21 protein-coding genes and 2 tRNA genes are annotated in these 15,079 nt (G+C 65.2%); 12 read left to right on the forward strand and 11 right to left on the reverse strand.

Going from position 1 to position 15,079, the window contains the following annotated elements:
* Window positions 1-84: 84 nt before the first annotated feature.
* Together CZ674_RS09485 and CZ674_RS09490 are read right to left on the reverse strand one after the other, a co-directional pair.
* A complete protein-coding gene (locus CZ674_RS09485) occupies window positions 85-576 on the reverse strand; it encodes a hypothetical protein (protein WP_086992274.1) in 492 nt (163 codons plus the stop codon).
* 69 nt (window positions 577-645) lie between these two features.
* Window positions 646-1,275, reverse strand: coding sequence for a hypothetical protein (locus CZ674_RS09490; protein WP_086992275.1), 630 nt, complete (start codon window positions 1,273-1,275; stop codon window positions 646-648).
* Window positions 1,276-1,314: 39 nt separating this feature from the next.
* Here CZ674_RS09490 and CZ674_RS09495 point away from each other — a divergent pair, with 39 nt between their 5' ends.
* Genes CZ674_RS09495 through CZ674_RS09505 form a run of 3 tightly spaced genes read left to right on the forward strand, consistent with a single transcriptional unit; the run spans window position 1,315 to window position 3,220 of the window.
* Window positions 1,315-2,223: an acyl-CoA thioesterase gene (locus CZ674_RS09495; RefSeq protein WP_327078621.1), complete on the forward strand. Its 909-nt coding sequence runs from the start codon at window positions 1,315-1,317 to the stop codon at window positions 2,221-2,223.
* Entirely contained in the window at window positions 2,220-2,798 is a 579-nt protein-coding gene (locus tag CZ674_RS09500; protein ID WP_086992276.1) for a GNAT family N-acetyltransferase, read from the forward strand. The genes CZ674_RS09495 and CZ674_RS09500 overlap by 4 nt, the downstream gene beginning before the upstream one ends.
* Window positions 2,795-3,220, forward strand: coding sequence for a QcrA and Rieske domain-containing protein (locus tag CZ674_RS09505; RefSeq protein WP_086992277.1), 426 nt, complete (start codon window positions 2,795-2,797; stop codon window positions 3,218-3,220). The genes CZ674_RS09500 and CZ674_RS09505 overlap by 4 nt, the downstream gene beginning before the upstream one ends.
* Here the strand turns inward: CZ674_RS09505 and CZ674_RS09510 are convergent.
* From CZ674_RS09510 to msrA, 6 genes are all read right to left on the reverse strand, one after another.
* Window positions 3,210-4,196, reverse strand: a complete 987-nt coding sequence (locus tag CZ674_RS09510) for a prenyltransferase/squalene oxidase repeat-containing protein (protein WP_086992278.1) — start codon at window positions 4,194-4,196, stop codon at window positions 3,210-3,212. The two genes, CZ674_RS09505 and CZ674_RS09510, sit on opposite strands and share 11 nt — an antisense overlap.
* Window positions 4,197-4,263: 67 nt before the next feature.
* Window positions 4,264-4,719 carry an acyl-CoA thioesterase gene (locus CZ674_RS09515; protein ID WP_086992279.1) on the reverse strand — a complete coding sequence of 152 codons (456 nt, stop codon included), beginning with the start codon at window positions 4,717-4,719 and terminating at the stop codon, window positions 4,264-4,266.
* Entirely contained in the window at window positions 4,719-6,401 is a 1,683-nt protein-coding gene (gene ettA, locus CZ674_RS09520) for an energy-dependent translational throttle protein EttA (protein WP_086992280.1), read from the reverse strand. Before ettA ends, CZ674_RS09515 begins: the two co-directional genes overlap by 1 nt.
* A gap of 5 nt (window positions 6,402-6,406) precedes the next feature.
* On the reverse strand, window positions 6,407-6,856 hold the full coding sequence (locus tag CZ674_RS09525; RefSeq protein WP_143244705.1) for a DUF6993 domain-containing protein: 450 nt from the start codon (window positions 6,854-6,856) through the stop codon (window positions 6,407-6,409).
* A gap of 19 nt (window positions 6,857-6,875) precedes the next feature.
* The gene (ssb, locus tag CZ674_RS09530; protein WP_159456954.1) at window positions 6,876-7,367 is read right to left on the reverse strand and encodes a single-stranded DNA-binding protein; all 492 of its coding nucleotides are present in this window, start codon (window positions 7,365-7,367) and stop codon (window positions 6,876-6,878) included.
* A gap of 80 nt (window positions 7,368-7,447) precedes the next feature.
* Window positions 7,448-7,972, reverse strand: a complete 525-nt coding sequence (gene msrA / locus CZ674_RS09535; RefSeq protein WP_086992283.1) for a peptide-methionine (S)-S-oxide reductase MsrA — start codon at window positions 7,970-7,972, stop codon at window positions 7,448-7,450.
* A gap of 64 nt (window positions 7,973-8,036) precedes the next feature.
* On the opposite strand from msrA, the gene CZ674_RS09540 reads away from it, so the two are divergent.
* The gene (locus CZ674_RS09540) at window positions 8,037-8,288 is read left to right on the forward strand and encodes a hypothetical protein (protein WP_086992284.1); all 252 of its coding nucleotides are present in this window, start codon (window positions 8,037-8,039) and stop codon (window positions 8,286-8,288) included.
* A 60-nt stretch (window positions 8,289-8,348) separates the two neighbouring features.
* On the opposite strand, the gene CZ674_RS09545 is transcribed toward CZ674_RS09540, so the two are convergent.
* The 3 genes from CZ674_RS09545 to CZ674_RS09555 all read right to left on the reverse strand — a co-directional run bounded on the left by CZ674_RS09545 (window position 8,349) and on the right by CZ674_RS09555 (window position 9,723).
* The gene (locus tag CZ674_RS09545) at window positions 8,349-8,891 is read right to left on the reverse strand and encodes a YceI family protein (protein WP_086992285.1); all 543 of its coding nucleotides are present in this window, start codon (window positions 8,889-8,891) and stop codon (window positions 8,349-8,351) included.
* A gap of 71 nt (window positions 8,892-8,962) precedes the next feature.
* Entirely contained in the window at window positions 8,963-9,634 is a 672-nt protein-coding gene (locus CZ674_RS09550) for a DedA family protein (RefSeq protein ID WP_086992340.1), read from the reverse strand.
* Window positions 9,635-9,650: 16 nt separating this feature from the next.
* Window positions 9,651-9,723 (reverse strand) — tRNA-Arg (locus CZ674_RS09555).
* A 62-nt stretch (window positions 9,724-9,785) separates the two neighbouring features.
* On the opposite strand from CZ674_RS09555, the gene CZ674_RS14395 reads away from it, so the two are divergent.
* The 8 genes from CZ674_RS14395 (at window position 9,786) to CZ674_RS09590 (ending at window position 15,049) form a co-directional block, all read left to right on the forward strand.
* Window positions 9,786-9,938 (forward strand): hypothetical protein, encoded by a 153-nt coding sequence (locus CZ674_RS14395; RefSeq protein ID WP_234988533.1) that lies wholly within the window; start codon window positions 9,786-9,788, stop codon window positions 9,936-9,938.
* Between the two features lie 36 nt (window positions 9,939-9,974).
* Window positions 9,975-11,012, forward strand: a complete 1,038-nt coding sequence (locus CZ674_RS09560) for an MFS transporter (RefSeq protein WP_234988541.1) — start codon at window positions 9,975-9,977, stop codon at window positions 11,010-11,012.
* 49 nt (window positions 11,013-11,061) lie between these two features.
* Window positions 11,062-11,715: an HAD family hydrolase gene (locus tag CZ674_RS09565; RefSeq protein ID WP_086992286.1), complete on the forward strand. Its 654-nt coding sequence runs from the start codon at window positions 11,062-11,064 to the stop codon at window positions 11,713-11,715.
* 48 nt (window positions 11,716-11,763) lie between these two features.
* Window positions 11,764-12,348, forward strand: coding sequence for an oligoribonuclease (gene orn, locus CZ674_RS09570; RefSeq protein WP_086992341.1), 585 nt, complete (start codon window positions 11,764-11,766; stop codon window positions 12,346-12,348).
* Window positions 12,345-13,574, forward strand: a complete 1,230-nt coding sequence (locus tag CZ674_RS09575) for an MFS transporter (protein WP_086992287.1) — start codon at window positions 12,345-12,347, stop codon at window positions 13,572-13,574. The genes orn and CZ674_RS09575 overlap by 4 nt, the downstream gene beginning before the upstream one ends.
* 31 nt (window positions 13,575-13,605) lie before the next feature.
* Window positions 13,606-13,681, forward strand: a tRNA-His gene (locus tag CZ674_RS09580).
* A 91-nt stretch (window positions 13,682-13,772) separates the two neighbouring features.
* Window positions 13,773-14,342, forward strand: a complete 570-nt coding sequence (locus CZ674_RS09585) for a P-loop NTPase family protein (RefSeq protein ID WP_143244707.1) — start codon at window positions 13,773-13,775, stop codon at window positions 14,340-14,342.
* A gap of 53 nt (window positions 14,343-14,395) precedes the next feature.
* Window positions 14,396-15,049: a flavodoxin family protein gene (locus CZ674_RS09590; protein ID WP_086992289.1), complete on the forward strand. Its 654-nt coding sequence runs from the start codon at window positions 14,396-14,398 to the stop codon at window positions 15,047-15,049.
* Window positions 15,050-15,079: the final 30 nt, after the last annotated feature.

Below are 15,079 nucleotides of genomic sequence, written 5' to 3' on the forward strand. Positions count from 1 at the left end.
AGATCCCGGTCTTTCCACGAAATCGCTGACGCGATTTCCATAGAGCCGGAGCATACGTATAGGCCGGCTTCAGAACTTGATTCGTCAGCCGTACGAGACGTCGATCGTGGCGAACGGGAACGGGTGCAGCCAGAATCCGCCCGCAGCACCCCAGCCTTCGATCGGAGTGATCCAGAACAGCAGCTGGCTGTACACGACGCCGACGACGAGGGCGATGATAAACCACCGCTCGACCTTGCGCAAGAACGCCACAGCCTCTGCGTCGGTGCGAGTGCCGCGCATGACCCGACCGAGAGCCCAGAGCAGCACGACGAACGCTGCGATGACGCCGAGCGGCGACGGGTGCAGGGTGAGCTGGATGGTTTCGGGCGCCTGCGCCGAGAGCTCGCCGAACTCGTCGAGCCACTGCCCGTCTGAGTTCACTCCTCCGAGCGAGCGTCCCTTGCTGCTGGTGAGCAGCAACGATCCAAGCAGCAGCGAGACGGCCATCGTGATGATCAGGCGTCTGATCGCCGCGACCACCGGCATGCGAACCGCGGTCGGTCCGGGCGATGCTGCGAGACTGGGGGCACTCATGAGCGGCTCCTTTGCATTGAGTACGACAATGCTCCCAGAATGCAGACGAATTATCCAGAGCCGCAGCCGTCAGAGCCCGCGCTTCTCGAGCACGTCGCCGAGCTTCGTCGATGCGCGCACCCACGGGCCCGCCGATGTGACCCGCACGGGGTCAGAGCCCAGAAACCCGAGGCCGTCGAGAGCGACTGCGGCCCCACGCGTCAGATCGGGCATCGCGTGCACCGGATCAGCCCACACTTCACGACGCACACGACGGATGATCGCCTCGCCTGCGCTGTCAGGCAACAGTCGGGCGACTTCTTTCTGGGTGGTCTCTGCGGCCGCTCGCACCACATCCGCCTCTGCATCGCCGACGTGCTGCCAGCCCGACCTCGGCGGAGTGATCGCAGCCCACGCAGGCACATTCACTGCTGACGGAATCTCGAGGTCAGCGCCATCGCCGAGCGCCTCCACGCTCGCGGCGATCGGCACAACAGCGTCGAACTGCGCCTCGGCCCCGAGCCGCATCGCGCGCATGCCGAGAATCGTGCTGCCCATGTCGAGCAGGCCCGACGTCGCAGTGATCGGCACCGTCACGAGCACGACTCCCCCGTGGCTGACGAATCGAACGCCCTGATCCGAGAATTGCAGGGCTCGCTGCAGCATGGTGATCAGATCGGTTCGAATATGCTCGTCATGAAGGCTCAGAATGCTGGTCACCCGACCAGCCTAATGACCGAAGTTGCCTAGACTGGGCGGGTGACCGATTCGCAGATTCCGCAGATCCCGGCAGACCCGGTGCAGCAGATGCTCGATGTGCTCGAGCTCTCGAGCACAGACGCGCGCACGACCGAAGACATCTTCGTCGGCAAAAGCCACTGGATGATGGGCGGCCGCGTCTTCGGCGGCCAGGTCATGGCGCAAGCGGCAGTCGCCGCGCAGCGCACCATGGAAGACGATCGGCCGATCCATTCGCTGCATGGGTACTTCCTGCGCCCGGGCGACGTCGAGAAGACGATCACCTTCTCGGTTGACCGCATTCACGACGGCCGGTCGTTCGCGACCCGTCGCACCCAGGCTTATCAAGAGGCGCAGCCGATCCTGTCGATGATCGCCTCGTTCCAGACCGCAGACGGCGGCCCCGAGGCGCAGTCCCCGATGCCAAAGGGCATGCCCGACCCCGAGTCGCTGCCTCCCGTCGGCGAGTTCCTGAAGGGCATCGACCACCCAGCCGCGCGTCACTGGGATGAAGGCCGCGCCTTCGACATCCGCCATGTCGAGGGGCCGATCTGGGCGCCGAACGCGGCGTACAAGCCCAACAGCGGCATGAACCACATGTGGGTCAAGGCGAAGTCGGCACTGCCTGACGACGACGCGCTGCACCAGGCGGCGCTGCTGTACATGAGCGACATGTCGATTCTCGAGCCAGTGCTGCAGCGTCACGGCGTGCACTGGCTGACGCCTGGGCTCAAGGTCGCAAGCCTCGACCACGCAATCTGGTGGCACCGTCCAGTGCGCGTCGACGATTGGCTGCTGCTGCGCATGCACACCACTTTCTCCGGCGGCGGCCGCGGCCTGGCCCACTGCCGCGTCTTCGATCGCGAAGGCACCCACGTCGCGTCGTTCGCCCAAGAGGGCATGGTGCGCATCCCCGAGGCCAGCGCATGAGCGTCTCGCCGTTCGACCCCGACGACCTCATGGTGAGCATCGCCGCCAGGCTTCCCATCGAGGTCGACGACCTGCGCCTGCGCACGTTCACTCCCGCAGACTTCGACGCGGTCTCCGGCTACCGCAACCACCCTGACAACCGCCGGTTCATGTACGCGCCCGACCAGACGCCCGCTGAGCTGCGCGCATGGGTCGCTGGCGGCGCACCGGTGTTTCTGCGCGACGGCGACGCCTGCAACCTCGCGATCGAATCCGACGGCCGGGTCGTCGGCGACGTCATGCTGCAGATCGTCTCGCTGGCGAGCCGGCAGGCAGAGATCGGATGGTCGCTCAACCCTGCAGAGACCGGCCGCGGGTTCGCGACGCGGGCGGCAGAAGCGGTGCTCGACCTCGCATTCGATCTCGGGGCACACCGGGTCATCGCAAGGCTCGACCGCGACAACACCGCTTCGGCGAAGGTCGCTGAGCGCATCGGCATGCACCTCGAGGCGACGCTCGTCGACGCCGAGGTGAATCCGGCAATCGGCGACTTCGGAACAACACTGATCTACACAGCACGACGGGGAGTCACATGAGCAGCAACGCATCCGGACCACAGCTCACACGCCGAGCCGCGATCGGCGCGTGCCTTGCCGGCGGCGCCATGACGCTGTCTGCCTGTGCTGGCGGCGACGACTTCGTCGAGCTCGAGCCCGGCACCGGCGGCACCGCGACCTTCGAGATCGATGACATCAGCGTCGGATCAGGCGGCTTCCTGCAGATCGACAAGAACGCCGTCATCGTGACCCGGCCCGCTGAAGACGAGTTCCACGCCTTCAGCGGAGTCTGCACGCACCAGGGGTGCACAGTGCGGATGCGCGAGTCAGTGATTCACTGCCCCTGCCACAACTCGGAGTTCGACGTGACGACAGGTGACGTGCTGGCCGGCCCGGCTCCCACAGCACTCAAGGAGTTCACGATCGAGGTCTCTGGCTCGACCGCAACCATCACGATGTAGCGGCTTCGAGCCAGCGCGTGACGAGCAGCCCCTGCAGCGTCAGGGCCTTCGAGGGCTCGCCGTGGTCTGGCTCCGTGCGAAACCACACGATCCCGTCGAGCGGCCCGTCCTGCAGCCACGTGCCGTCTCCATGCCGCTTGTGGACTGCCAGCCGCAGCGCATCGCCGAGCCGCGCATCCGGCTCTGTCGAGTCGTGCTCGGATGCGCGCCTGAAGTAGTCGAGGGCCCGCAGAGCCGAGTATCGATGCCGAGCCGGTTCTGCGAACTCGCGCACGAACGGTGCGACGACCTGCCCGGTCGACTTGCGGTGCAGCAGCCGACGCTCGAGCAGGTATTCCTCTCCCCTGTGCCGAACCTCGGCCAGATGCGTGTCGCCGGTGCGCTGCTCCCACTCGAGCAGCCCGAGCAGCGCATTGAGGGTCGAATGGAACGAGCTCGTGGTCTTGCCGAGCTCCCACTCGCAGTTCCAGCCGCCGTCTGCGAGCTGATGCTCGGCGAACCAGTCAGCCAGCTGCGACATGTCACGGCCTAGCCACGCACCGTTGGCGAGGGTCATGGCGTTGATACAGACATCGACTTCGCCCTGCCAGAACGGCAGATCGTCGTACTCCCAGCGGCAGTTCGCATCCAGCCGCTCAGCCGTGTCGCCCATCGCCTCGGCTGCGACTCCCCACTCGCGCAGCTGGCTCAGCGACCAGCTCGTCGCAACCCACGGCTGCGCTTCTGGATTGCCGACGACCACGATGCCGAGCTCTGCACGGCCCGGAAAGTGCGCACCGCCGGCCCACTGCCCGTCTGCGTCCTGCTTGGAGAGCAGCCGGACGCCGAAGCCCTGCGTCGCGACCTTCGCCCTCGTGGCCTCCCAGAGGATGTCGGATGCGCCGAGCAGGTCGCGCTCCACGCGCCAGCGAAGCGACGGGTCAGAGTCGAGCAGCCATTCTGTGAGCTCTTCGTCGAGCTCCTTCTGTGCATTCATGGTGCCACGGTACGCCGAGGTCGCCCCACCGCTCTAGGCGCACAGGCAACGCACCGTTGCCGCTCAGCTAACGGCGTCGGAACTCGATCGGATCCTCTGTGAACGGCTCCCACGTGCTGCGCTCGGCATCCGTGAGCCTGCGAGGACTGCCTGTTGCCGCGTCGACCATGACGACTGTCGTCGTCGCACGTGCGTAGACGACGTCGCGGTCGGGCGACATGACCTCGTAGCAGACCGTGACGCTGGCTCCGCCGAGGCGGCCGATCCAGACATCGATCTGCAGAGGCCTGCGGTGATGCGGAATCTGTGCCAGGTACTCGGCCTCCTGGTGCGCGATGACAGTCCAGGTGCCAGCACCCGGACTGCCGTCGACAGCGGCCATGGGGCCGACTTCGACTTCATCGCTTGCCCACAGAACCTGCACGCGTGCGTCTTCGAGCAGGCTGAAGAGCGCCGCGTTGTTGACGTGGCCGTACCCGTCGAGATCGGCCCAGCGGACCTGAACGCGAGCGGTCTCGCGCATCAGTCGCGAGTGAGCTTGCGGTACACCGAGCTCTTGGGACGTGCAGCGTCGGGGCCGAGGCGCTCGATCTTGTTCGCCTCGTATGCCTCGTAGTTGCCTTCGAACCAGTGCCAGTTGGCCGGCTGCTCGTCGGTGCCCTCGTAGGCGAGGATGTGCGTCGCGATGCGGTCGAGGAACCACCGGTCGTGCGTGATGACCACGGCGCAGCCGGGGAAGTTCAGCAGCGCGTTCTCGAGGCTTGACAGGGTCTCGACGTCAAGGTCGTTCGTCGGCTCATCCAGCAGCAGCAGGTTACCGCCCTGCTTGAGCGTCAGCGCGAGGTTCAGTCGGTTGCGCTCGCCGCCCGAGAGGATGCCGGCACGCTTCTGCTGGTCTGGCCCCTTGAAGCCGAACTGCGACACGTATGCGCGCGACGGGATCTCGACGTTGCCGACCTGGATGAAGTCGAGTCCGTCTGAGACGACCTCCCACAGGTTCTTGTTGGGGTCGATGTTCTCGCGCCCCTGGTCGACGTAGCTGATCTTGACGCTGTCGCCGATCTTCAGCTCTCCGCCGTCGAGCGGCTCAAGGCCGACGATCGTCTTGAACAGGGTCGACTTGCCGACGCCGTTGGGGCCGATGATGCCCACGATGCCGTTGCGCGGAAGGCTGAACGACAGGCCTTCGATGAGCGTGCGATCGCCGAAGCCCTTCTCGAGGTTGTTAGCCTCGAGCACGAGCGAGCCGAGTCGGGGCCCAGCCGGAATCTGGATCTCTTCGAAGTCGAGCTTGCGTGTGCGCTCTGCCTCTGCCGCCATCTCTTCGTAGCGAGCAAGACGGGCCTTCGACTTGGCCTGACGGCCCTTTGAATTCGAGCGAACCCACTCGAGCTCGTCAGAGAGGCGCTTCGCGAGCTTGGCGTCCTTCTTGCCCTGCACCTTGAGTCGCTCGTGCTTCTTCTCGAGGTAGGTCGAGTAGTTGCCCTCGTAGGGGTAGAGGCGACCGCGGTCGACCTCGCAGATCCAGGTGGCGACGTGGTCGAGGAAGTAGCGGTCGTGCGTGACGGCCATGACTGCGCCGGGGTACTTCGAGAGGTGCTGCTCGAGCCACTCCACGCTCTCGGCGTCGAGGTGGTTCGTGGGCTCATCGAGCAGGAGCAGGTCGGGCTTCTCGAGCAGGAGCTTGCAGAGCGCGACGCGGCGGCGCTCACCACCCGAGAGGTTCTTGATCTCCCAGTCGCCGGGAGGGCAGCGGAGTGCGCTCATCGCCTGCTCGAGTTGCGAGTCGAGATCCCAGGCGTCTGCTGCGTCGATCTCTTCCTGCAGCTTGCCCATCTCGCTCATGAGAGCGTCGAAGTCGGCGTCAGGATTCGCCATCTCGGCGGAGATCTCGTTGAAGCGGTCGACCTTGGCCTTGACGTCACCGAAGGCCTGCTGCACGTTCTCGAGCACGTTCTTCGTCTCGTCGAGCTCGGGCTCCTGCATCAGAATGCCGACGGAGTACCCGGGACTCAGGGTCGCTTCACCGTTTGACGGCTGGTCGAGTCCGGCGATGATCTTGAGAATCGTCGACTTTCCCGCACCGTTCGGCCCGACGACACCGATCTTCGCCCCTGGAAGGATCGCAGTGGTCACATCGTCGAGAATTACCTTGTCGCCCACGGTCTTGCGGGCGTGCACCATCGAAAAGACGTATTCTGCCATGCCTGTCAGTCTACGGGAGGAGTTGCTCCCACAAGACACTTCTCGGTCTGGAGCGGCGCGGCGAGCATCGACGATGTTCCGGCTTCGCCCGCCTGGCCGATGATGCAGGTGCCGCCGATGCGCACCGCGATCTCGATGTAGGTCACCGGCGCGCCGAGGCTGTCGATACTGTCGGTGGCCTCCATCGAGTCGGTGCCGAAGCCCGCCTCGACGAGAGCCTCGATGTAGAGGTCTCGGTCGACGCCGGCTCCGGCATCCCAAGTCTCGCGAAGCGTGCTGTCGAACTCGCCGATGCGGCCTGCAGCACTGTTCGGATCGACGCTGGCGGTGGGCTCAGGCGTCTCCGACGGCGTCACAACGGGCTGCAGCTGCGTGTGCGAGCATCCGGCGAGCACGAGCATCGACAGCCCGGCGATCGCTGCTGTCATCAGACGCTGTGCACGGCGATTCTTCACACCACACACACTATCGCTGTCAGAACGGCAAGTACTCCGATCCGGACATTCCTCCGCCGGCGCCTGCATTTGCGTACGCCGCGGACTGCTGACTGCTATCGCCGCCGCTGCTGGCCGCACCCTGCGGCTCAGGAGCCTGGGGCGACTGCTGCTGCCCCGCCGAGCGCTGGAAGCGCACCGTGCCGAACTGCAGCGAGACTCCGACTGTGTCAGCGTCGATGTCGATGTTGGTGAAGGTCGCCGTGTCGCCTTTGCGCACGTCGATCTTCAGCCTGCCCTGCACGACGAGCTGCATGCCCTTCTGCACGGATGCGCGCAGATGCTCTGCGAGGCGGCCCCATGCGCGAACGGTGTACCAGTTCGTGCCCGAGTCCTCCCACTGCTGGGTGCTCGGGTTGTAGCGGCGGGCGGTGGATGCGACGCGCACCTTCGTGAGCGCCTTTCCGGTCGAGGTTTCGATGGACTCTGGATCGCTGGCGGCATTGCCGACCACGGTGATGATGTCGTTCATGTGAACCATGGTGCGCATCCGCTGGCCACATCGAAACCCCGAGGCCGCACCTGTGGACGGGTGCGGCCTGTGGAGAGGCTCTAGGCCTTGATGTACTGCGAGAACGACGCCCTGATCTTGCTCACCTTGGGAGCGGCGACGGCCATGCAGTACGCCTGTGTCGGGTTGTGCGCGAAGAAGTCCTGGTGGTGGTCCTCGGCGCGCCAGAACTCGGTCAACGGCTCGATGGTCGTGACGATGTCGCCTTCCCACCACTCGGATGCGCGGGCCATGGCAGCTTCGAACAGCTCGAGCTGAGCGTCGTCAGCGGGGAACATCGCCGAGCGATACTGCGTGCCGATGTCGTTGCCCTGCCGGTTCAGCTGACGCGGGTCGTGCATGGTGAAGAACATGTCGAGGATGACGTTCTCGGGCACCTTGGTCTCATCGAAGACGACCTTGACTGCCTCTGCGTGCCCCGTTGTTCCGGTGCAGACCAGCTCGTAGCTGGGGTTCGGCGTCGTGCCGCCGATGTAGCCCGAGACGACGTCTGAGACCCCGTCGACCACCCGGTACGCGGCGTCGAGGCACCAGAAGCAGCCTCCTGCGATCACGAACTCTCTCATGTGCGCCTCCATCTGTGTCAGTGGTGCCTCTTAGCGTGTGAAGCACATAGAAGGGAGCGTAACAATGCAACTCACTATTCCCCGCACACGGGCCGCACTGCCGGCGCACTACGAGCTCGATGCAGTCGAGGTCCGCGACGGCCTGTGGCGCATCAGCACCCTGAGAGGAACCCTGCTCGGGCACATCGCCGTCACAGCAGACGAGCCAGACACCAAGTACGTCGCCACCCGCATGCTCGGTCGCACGCCGCGACGTGTTCCGATGGGCACGTACTGGTCTCTCGACGACGCGATCCAGTGCTTCGTGCGCATCTGAATCCTGCCGCGCACGAAGAACGGGGGCCGGCGAACCGACCCCCGCATCCGTCGACTGTCGCTACTGCTTGACAGCCGAGATGTCGATGGTGACCTTGATGTCGTCGCCGAGCATGACGCCGCCCGTCTCGAGGTTCACGTTGAACGTGATGCCGAAGTCCGAGCGCTTGATCGTCGTCGTCGCGGTGGCGCCGGCACGGATCGCACCGGCCGCGTCGGGAGCGATGCCGCCGAACTCGAGCTCCAGCTCAAGTGACTTGGTGACGCCCTTGATCTGCATGTCGCCGACGATGTAGTAGTCATCACCGTCAACGCGCGCGCCGGTCGATTTGAAGGTCCACTGCGGGAACTCGTCGGTCGAGAAGAAGTCGCCCGAGCGCAGGTGGTTGTCGCGGTCGTTGTTGCGGGTGTCGACGCTCTTCGGGTCAATCGTGGCCTCAACCGACGAGTCGGCGGGGTTCTCTGCGAGCACGATGGTGCCGTCGAAGTCAACGAACTGGCCCTTGACCTTCGCAACCATCATGTGGCGAACCGAGAACTCGATGCTCGAGTGAACGGGGTCGATCGCGTAGGTGCCAGCCTGGTATCCGGGAATGTTCTGCATTGTCTATCCTTACAAGTCGTGAACTGCTTCAGAATTGAACAACTAAGTCCGCGTCCAGTGTATTCCGGTTTTTAAGGATTTTCTTCTGTCGGCGTGTTGCGGTTCTCGAGAATGCGCTTCACGACCCACCAGACGATGATCACCACGACCACGGCGATGACCACATACTGCAGCACATCTGCCCACGGGCCGATGGCTTCCCAGTTCTCGCCGAGCAGGTATCCCGCACCGACGAAGATCGAGTTCCAGATGAGGCTGCCAGCGAGGGTCAGCGCCGAGAACAGCACGAAGTTCATCTTCTCGAGTCCTGCGGGAATCGAGATGAGGCTCCTGAAGATCGGCAGCATCCGCCCGAAGAACACGGCCTTCGAGCCGTGCCGGTTGAACCAGTCGGTGGTCTTCGAAATGTCAGCGCCGCGCACGAGCGGCAGCTTCTCAGCGATCGCCACCAGCCGGTCGTGTCCGAAGACGCGCCCGAGCCCGTACAGCATCCAGGCCCCCAGCACCGATCCGACCGTCGCCCAGATGATCGCTTCGGCGACCGTGAAGCTGCCCTGTGCCGCGGTGAATCCCGCCAGCGGCAGAATGATCTCGCTCGGGATGGGCGGCCAGGCATTCTCGAGGAAGATCGTGACGGCGACACCGATGGGTCCGAGCGCCGTCATGATGTCGACAGCCCACCCGGCAATGCCGGAGAGCTCTTCGCCGGAGCCAGCGTTGGCGGCGAGCTGCTGCCGCAGCATGTTGTGAATGTGCACGCGCCCCCGACAGGAATCGAACCTGTGACCAAGAGATTAGAAGGCTCCTGCTCTATCCGCTGAGCTACGGGGGCTGACCAGACAAGGATAACCGCTGCCGACCGATGCCGCCGCAGGCACCACTACGATCGACACCGTGACCTCCCCCAGCCCCGCTTCGCAGCCGTGGGAAGGCCATCCGCGAGGCTCCAGAGAGTACCGGGGCATTCTCGTCGCACTGCTGTTCGCCGGCATCGCCACGTTTGCCCAGGTGTACTCGCCGCAGGGAATCCTGCCCGAGATCGCCTAGTCGCTCAGCGTCAGCCCCGACCAGTCGGCTCTGCTGATCTCAGCGACGACGCTCGGGCTCGCAGCGGGAGTCATCCCCTGGTCTTGGGCGGCAGACCGCATCGGCCGAATCGCGGCAATGCGCTGGTCGCTTGTGGCCGCGGTCGTGTGCGGCCTGGCCGCCGCGCTCATGCCGACATTCGAGCTGATCGTCGCGTTTCGCACGGTCGAAGGGCTCGCTCTTGCCGGGCTCCCCGCGATCGCAGTCACGTACCTGCAAGAGGAGGTGCGTCGCGAGCACAGCGCCCTCGCTGCCGGCACCTATGTGTCTGGCACGACGATCGGCGGACTGCTCGGCCGCATCGTGGCAGCGCCGATCGCGCACGAGTGGGACTGGCGGGCCGGCGTCGCAACCGTCGTCATCATCGCGGCGGCATCGACGGCAGTCTTCATCGTGCTGACCCCGACGCCGCAGGGCTTTCGGCGACACGCTCGCGGCACCGGCGCATCGCTCTTCCGGCTCGTCACCCGCCACCTTCGCAGCCGCGTGATGCTTGCGCTGTTCGCCCAGGCCTTTCTGCTCATGGGCGGCTTCGTCACGGTCTACAACTACTTGGCGTTTCACCTGCGCGACGAGCCGTTCAGTCTCTCTCCGACGATCACATCGCTGCTGTTCTTCGCCTATCTCGCCGGCACCTGGTCGTCACGCAAGGCGGGGTCGCTCGCCGACAGAGTCGGCAGGTTCCCGGCGCTCCTGATCGCAACAGCCGTCATGGGCGGCGGCCTGGCCCTCACCCTTGCCCCGCACATCGCTTGGATCCTGATCGGCCTCGTGCTGTTCACCCTCGGGTTCTTCGCAGCCCACGCGGTCGCCACCGGCTGGACGTCGTACGCGGCAAGCACCGGCCGCTCGCAGGCGACGTCGCTCTACAACTTCTTCTACTACCTCGGCTCGAGCGTCGTGGGGTGGGCCGGCGGGCTGGTCTTTCTGGCGATCGGATGGCCGGGCACGGTTCTCGGAGTCGGCGCGCTGCTCGTCGGCGCAATGGCGATCGCAGCGCTTGCCCTCAGGCCGACCCGAGAATCCCAGCAGTAGGCCACAATGGAGGCACGACCTCTCTGAGCGTCGGCCAAGAGACAAGAGGGTGAAGTTGCAGCACGGAATTCTGTTCGACATGGACGGCACACTGATCGAATCCGAAGACATCTGGCAGCGCACGGAGATCGAGGTGGCACGCGAGCTCGGCGTGCACTGGACCCTCGAGGATTCGCTGCAGTTCGTCGGCTCATCGATGATGCTGTGGGCCAACGAGATGATCTCGCGCGGCGCGAAGCTCGCACCCGACGAGCTCGGCGCGCTGGTCTCACGACGCGTGGCAGAAGAGGTGGCAGCCGACATCCCGTGGCTCCCCGGCGCGCAGCAGCTGCTGAGCGACATCGCAGCAGCGGGAATCCCCGCCGCCATCGTCACGAATGCAGCCCCCTGGAACGTGCAGCCGGTGCTCGACGCAGCCCCGAAGGGCGCACTGCAGTTCGCAGTGTCGGCGTACGAGCTCGAGAACGCCAAGCCGCACCCCGAGCCCTACCTCGTCGGGGCCCAGCGGCTCGGCATCGAGGCTGCCGGAAGCATCGCCATGGAGGACTCGCTGACCGGAGCCGCTTCTGTGACTGCAGCGGGCATCCCGCTCTGGTTCGTCGAGACGCACTCCCCCGCACCCGAGACCGCCGAGCGCTCGTTCGCCGATCTGTCTGCGGTCTCGGTCGACGACCTGCTCAGCCGCCTCGGCCGGATCTCGTAGGATCGTCTCGTGGCTGCTAGCGAACACATTGTCTGGATCGACTGCGAGATGACGGGGCTCGACCCCGAGATCGACGAGCTCGTCGAAGTCGCGGTCGTCGTGACCGACTTCGATCTCAACGTGCTCGACCCCGGTTTCCAGGTCGTCATCAAGCCTTCTGAGCGCGCGCTCGAGAACATGAACGACTTCGTCACCAAGATGCACACCACCAGCGGCCTCATCACTGAGCTTGCCGACGGTGTCGCCCTCGACGAGGCCGAGCGCCAGGTGCTCGAGTACATCGGGCGCTTCGTCGCAGTCGAGCGCACCGCGCCGCTGGCCGGCAACACGATCGGCACCGACCGCATGTTCCTGGCCCGCTACATGCCCGCGCTCGACGGCTTCCTGCACTACCGCAACATCGACGTCTCTTCGATCAAAGAGCTGTCGCGTCGCTGGTTCCCGCGCGCCTACTTCATCTCACCCGAGAAGGACGGCGGCCACAGGGCCCTCACCGACATCCTCGAGTCGATTCGCGAGCTGCGCTACTACCGCGCGGCAGTCTTCACCGACGCCCCCGGGCGCGACTCCGATGCGCTGAAGAAGATTGCGAAGACGACAGTCGACGACTTCGCCGAGCACTTCGGAGAATGACCACCCAGACGACGCCTCGCCTGCCCTTCGAGATCTGGGCGCTCATCGCAGGCAGCTTCGCAGTCGCAGTCGGCTACGGCGTCGTCGCACCGGTTCTGCCTCAGCTGGCGTCATCGTTCGGCGTCTCGATCACGGCAGCAAGCGCCATCGTCAGCGCCTTCGCGGCGATGCGACTCGTGTTCGCACCGGCTGCCGGCTGGTTCGTCAACAAGTGGGGTGAGCGCCCGACCTACACGATCGGCCTGCTGATCGTCGCGGCGTCGACCGGCGCATGCGCCATCGCCGCCACCTACGGTCAGCTGCTGGTGCTGCGCGCGGCAGGAGGCATCGGCTCGACCATGTTCTCGATCGCCGCAACCGGCCTGCTGATCAGGCTCGCACCCGTGAAGATGCGCGGACGCATCTCGAGCTACAACGCCGCGTCGTTCCTGCTGGGCGGCCTGCTGGGCCCGGTGCTCGGCGGCGTCGTCGCAGGCTTCGGGCTTCGTGCGCCGTTCGTTTTCTACTTCGGCATGCTCCTCATCGCAGCCGCACTCGTCGGCATCGCCCTGCGACGCAGCACGACGCTGCCGTCCAGGCGCGACCGCGCTGACCAGCCGGTCGCTCCTGCTCGGCTGTGGGACGCCATCCGTCACTCCCAGTACCGCAGTGCGCTGCTGTCGTTCTTCGCGTTCGGCTGGGGTTCGTTCGGTGTGCGCGTCGCGACCATTCCGCTGTTTCTGACGGTCGGACTGGGAGCGGATGCGGCGGCCGCCGGCTGGGCACTCGCCACATACGCAGCGGGCAACGCCATCTTCATCTTCCCGTCGGGGCGCTGGGCCGACTCCCTGGGGCGCAAGCCGCTGCTGCTGATCGGCTACGCAGTTGGCGGAGCCGGCTTTGCGATCGTGCCATTCGCTGACTCGGTGGTCACGGTCTGCATCGCGATGGCGGTGGCAGGAGTGGGGTCGGCATTCATCGGGCCAGCACAGCAGGCGACCATTGCTGACGTCGTCGGCAAGCGACCGGGCGGACAGGTCGTGGCGACGTCGCAGATGGTCATGGACCTCGGCGCGGTGATCGGGCCGATCATCGTCGGGCTCATCGTCGACTTGTCGGGCTTCGGCCTTGCGTTCGGAATCACCGCCGGAATCATGGCGCTCGTCGCGATTCTGTGGGTGTTCACGAAGGACTCCCGAGTGCTGCAGCCGCCCGACACCGGTGCGCTCCCAACTGCGACACAATGATGTAGACTGTCGTAGTTGCCTCGGCAGCATGGTGGGTATAGCTCAGCTGGTAGAGCGCCGCCTTGTGGTGGCGGATGTCGCGGGTTCAAGTCCCGTTACTCACCCCAATGTGATGTCTCAAGACATCGAGAACGGCTGAACTCCTGGTTTCATGGGGTTCAGCCGTTTTTCGCGTTCTCGAACCCAAGGTTGGTGCTCATGCTGCATTCTGACGACGTGCTGCCGTCGCCGCCTCAGCGCGTACTCATCGCCGGCGTCACCGGCTCAGGCAAGACCACGCTCGCCAGTCGCCTGGCCCCACTGTGGCACCTCGAACACTATGAGATCGACGCCCTCTTCCATGGCCCGGGCTGGACACCACGGCCAGAGTTTCTTGACGAAGTGCGCGCCTTCGCAGCCACCGAGCGCTGGGTGACGGAGTGGCAGTACACAAGCAAGGGCACCAACGACATCCTGCCACCCCGTGCTGACCTCGCAATCTGGCTCGACTACCCCTACCGAGTCGTGCGCCAGCGACTGCTTCGTCGCACACTGCGCCGCAGCATCCTTCGAACCAAGCTGTGGAACGGCAACGTCGAGCCTCCCCCATGGACGCAGCTCTCAGCCACAAACGAAGAGAGCATCATGCGCTGGCAGACCGCGACGCTCACAAAGTGGCGAGAGCGGATGCCCGACTTGGAGCAGCGTTTTCCGTCGATGCAGGTCGTTCGTCTGGGTCATCCGCGAGAGCTCGAACACTGGCTGCAGCGGCAGCCGACGGCTTCGTAGAGAAACGCGCAAGACCATTGCGCAATCACTCTCCGCGTGCCAGCGTGCAGAGCATGACACGCGCAATCTACTTCAACGGCACGCTGACTCCCTCCCCCGGGCTCAGCCACACCGAGCTGCTCATCGAGAAGAGCGCGAGCATCCTGAGAGCAGAGGGCGTCGACGTCGAGATCATCCGCACTGTCGATCACGATCTCGCTCCCGGGGTGCAGCCTGACATGACCGAGCACGGTGCAGCATCCGACACCTGGCCCGAGCTCTGGCGGCGCGTGCTGGCCGCCGACATCATCGTGATCGCGACACCGATCTGGCTCGGACAGGCGTCGAGCGTCACCCGACGCCTGCTCGAGCGGCTGTACGCGCAGTCCGGTCAGCTGAACGACCGAGGCCAGTCGGTGTTCATGAACAAGGTCGCCGGATGCCTCGTCGGCGGCAATGAGGACGGCATGAAGCATGTCGCGTCCGAAGTGCTCTATTCAATGCAGCACATCGGATGCGCGGTTCCACCTCAGGCGGACGCCGGCTGGGTCGGCGAGGCGGGCCCGGGTGCGTCCTACGGTGACGAGCTCGACGACGGAAGCCGTGCGGGCTACGACAATGACTTCACGAATCGAAATGTGCGCATCATGTCGTGGAACCTCATCCACTTCGCCCGTCTGCTTGCAGACGGCATCCCGAACGAGGGCAACGACCGTCGTCAGGACTAGCACTCGATTGACCCAGCGCTGAGTAGGCTG

Origin of the sequence: Agrococcus casei LMG 22410 (genome assembly GCF_900163565.1) — a bacterium.
Lineage (GTDB): Bacteria > Actinomycetota > Actinomycetes > Actinomycetales > Microbacteriaceae > Agrococcus > Agrococcus casei.

Bases quoted from the DNA above. Each gene is read 5' to 3' on its own strand.
- CZ674_RS09510 (WP_086992278.1), bottom strand. From the start codon at position 4,196: ATGAATGCACAGAAGGAGCTCGACGAAGAGCTCACAGAATGGCTGCTC.
- CZ674_RS09485 (WP_086992274.1), bottom strand. From the start codon at position 576: ATGAGTGCCCCCAGTCTCGCAGCATCGCCCGGACCGACCGCGGTTCGC.
- CZ674_RS09585 (WP_143244707.1), top strand. From the start codon at position 13,773: ATGCTGCATTCTGACGACGTGCTGCCGTCGCCGCCTCAGCGCGTACTC.
- CZ674_RS09575 (WP_086992287.1), top strand. From the start codon at position 12,345: ATGACCACCCAGACGACGCCTCGCCTGCCCTTCGAGATCTGGGCGCTC.
- CZ674_RS09550 (WP_086992340.1), bottom strand. From the start codon at position 9,634: ATGCTGCGGCAGCAGCTCGCCGCCAACGCTGGCTCCGGCGAAGAGCTC.
- CZ674_RS09500 (WP_086992276.1), top strand. From the start codon at position 2,220: ATGAGCGTCTCGCCGTTCGACCCCGACGACCTCATGGTGAGCATCGCC.
- orn (WP_086992341.1), top strand. From the start codon at position 11,764: ATGACGGGGCTCGACCCCGAGATCGACGAGCTCGTCGAAGTCGCGGTC.
- CZ674_RS09545 (WP_086992285.1), bottom strand. From the start codon at position 8,891: ATGCAGAACATTCCCGGATACCAGGCTGGCACCTACGCGATCGACCCC.
- ettA (WP_086992280.1), bottom strand. From the start codon at position 6,401: ATGGCAGAATACGTCTTTTCGATGGTGCACGCCCGCAAGACCGTGGGC.
- ssb (WP_159456954.1), bottom strand. From the start codon at position 7,367: ATGAACGACATCATCACCGTGGTCGGCAATGCCGCCAGCGATCCAGAG.
- msrA (WP_086992283.1), bottom strand. From the start codon at position 7,972: ATGAGAGAGTTCGTGATCGCAGGAGGCTGCTTCTGGTGCCTCGACGCC.
- CZ674_RS09515 (WP_086992279.1), bottom strand. From the start codon at position 4,719: ATGCGCGAGACCGCTCGCGTTCAGGTCCGCTGGGCCGATCTCGACGGG.
- CZ674_RS09590 (WP_086992289.1), top strand. From the start codon at position 14,396: ATGACACGCGCAATCTACTTCAACGGCACGCTGACTCCCTCCCCCGGG.
- CZ674_RS09505 (WP_086992277.1), top strand. From the start codon at position 2,795: ATGAGCAGCAACGCATCCGGACCACAGCTCACACGCCGAGCCGCGATC.
- CZ674_RS09540 (WP_086992284.1), top strand. From the start codon at position 8,037: ATGCAACTCACTATTCCCCGCACACGGGCCGCACTGCCGGCGCACTAC.